Below are 2,026 nucleotides of genomic sequence, written 5' to 3'. Positions count from 1 at the left end.
CCTGTCCCGCCGCGAGCGCGCCCGCCGCGAGCGCGTGCGCGAACCCGACCAGCAGGTCGAGCTGCCCGACATGCCGCGCCGCGAGGGCGCCGGCGAGGTCGAGGGCCGTCCCGAGCGCGCCGAGCGCCAGGACCGCGCCGAGCGCCAGGACCGCGCCGAGCGCCAGGACCGCCCCGAGCGCCAGGACCGCCCCGAGCGCGGCGACCGCGCCGAGCGGGGCGAGCGCCCCGACCGGGGTGAGCGCGCGGACCGCGCCGAGCGTCCCCGCGAGGAGCGCCCCGCGGCAGCGGCCGCGGCGCCGAGCGCGGGCCCGGTCGACGACTTCGACGACGAGCGCGGTGGCCGTCGCGGCCGCCGCAACCGCTACCGCGACCGCAAGGGCCGCCGCGGGGCGCGCGGCGAGGCGGGCGTGCTCGAGGTCGACGAGCAGGTCGGCGAGGACGACGTCCTGCTGCCCGTCGCCGGCATCCTCGACGTGCTCGACAACTACGCCTTCATCCGCACCTCCGGCTACCTCGCCGGTGCGAACGACGTCTACGTCTCCCTCGGGCAGGTCAAGAAGAACAACCTGCGCCCCGGCGACGCCGTCACCGGTGCCGTGCGCCAGCCCCGCGAGGGCGAGCAGACCGGCCAGCGCGCCAAGTTCAACGCGCTCGTGCGGGTGGACACGATCAACGGCGCCGACCCCGAGCAGGCCCGCAACCGCCCGGACTTCACCAAGCTGACGCCGCTGTACCCGCAGGAGCGGCTGCGCCTGGAGACCGAGCCCAACGTCCTGACCACGCGGATCATCGACCTGATGTCGCCGCTGGGGAAGGGGCAGCGCGGTCTGATCGTGGCTCCGCCGAAGGCGGGCAAGACGATGGTCATGCAGGCCATCGCCAACGCGATCACGACGAACAACCCCGAGTGCCACCTCATGGTCGTCCTCGTCGACGAGCGGCCCGAAGAGGTCACCGACATGCAGCGGACGATCAAGGGCGAGGTCATCGCCTCGACCTTCGACCGTCCCGCCGCCGACCACACCGCGGTCGCCGAACTCGCCATCGAGCGGGCCAAGCGCCTCGTGGAGCTCGGCAACGACGTGGTCGTGCTGCTGGACTCGCTGACCCGCCTGTCGCGCGCCTACAACATCTCGGCCCCGGCCAGCGGCCGGATCCTGTCCGGTGGTGTCGACGCGTCGGCGCTGTACCCGCCCAAGCGCTTCTTCGGCGCGGCCCGCAACGTCGAGAACGGCGGCTCCCTGACGATCCTCGCCTCGGCGCTGGTCGAGACCGGCTCCAAGGCCGACGAGGTCATCTTCGAGGAGTTCAAGGGCACCGGGAACATGGAGGTGCGGCTGTCGCGCCAGCTGGCCGACAAGCGCATCTTCCCCGCGGTCGACGTGCCGGCCTCCGGCACCCGTCGCGAGGAGATCCTCATGTCGCGCGAGGAGCTGCAGACGGTGTGGAAGCTGCGCCGCGTGGTCACCGCCCTCGACGCGCAGGCCTCCATCGAGCTGCTGCTGGACCGGCTCAAGAAGACCCGCAGCAACCTGGAGTTCCTGCACCAGGTGCAGACCTCCACCCCGCTGGTCAACAAGGACTGACGGGAATCCCCGCAGGAGCCGCTCGGTTCTACCCACCGGCGGCTCCTGTGGGAGACTGCCCCGACTGCAGGTACCGGCTCACGCCGCGCACGACGTCCCGCGGGACGAGGCGACCCGGTGCCGACTGAGCGACTGAGGAGAAGACGATGAAGGCCGGCATCCACCCGGAGTACGTGCAGACCCAGGTCACCTGCACCTGCGGCAACACGTTCACCACCCACAGCACCTCGACCAGCGGTGAGCTCCGCGCGGACGTGTGCAGCGCCTGCCACCCGTTCTACACGGGCAAGCAGAAGATCCTGGACACCGGCGGCCGCGTCGCCCGCTTCCAGGCGCGCTACGGCAAGAAGAGCGCCAAGTAACCCGCTGACAGCGCCGGTCCCACCGCCCCGAGGGGTGGAGGGACCGGCGCTGTCAGCGGGTTACTTGGCGCTCTTC

At 72.2% G+C, this 2,026-nt stretch carries 2 protein-coding genes; both read left to right on the top strand.

Going from position 1 to position 2,026, the window contains the following annotated elements; genetic code table 11:
- The coding region (gene rho, locus GTQ99_RS22590; RefSeq protein ID WP_205708059.1) for a transcription termination factor Rho at nucleotides 1-1,588 on the top strand (1,588 nt) is incomplete at its 5' end.
- A 146-nt stretch (nucleotides 1,589-1,734) separates the two neighbouring features.
- Entirely contained in the window at nucleotides 1,735-1,950 is a 216-nt protein-coding gene (rpmE, locus tag GTQ99_RS22585) for a 50S ribosomal protein L31 (protein WP_166617914.1), read from the top strand.
- Nucleotides 1,951-2,026 lie beyond the last annotated feature (76 nt).

This window comes from Kineococcus vitellinus (genome assembly GCF_009906315.1).
GTDB lineage: Bacteria > Actinomycetota > Actinomycetes > Actinomycetales > Kineococcaceae > Kineococcus > Kineococcus vitellinus.
The sequence above is the reverse complement of the archived record's forward strand: the minus strand, read 5'-3'. Positions and strand labels throughout refer to the sequence as shown.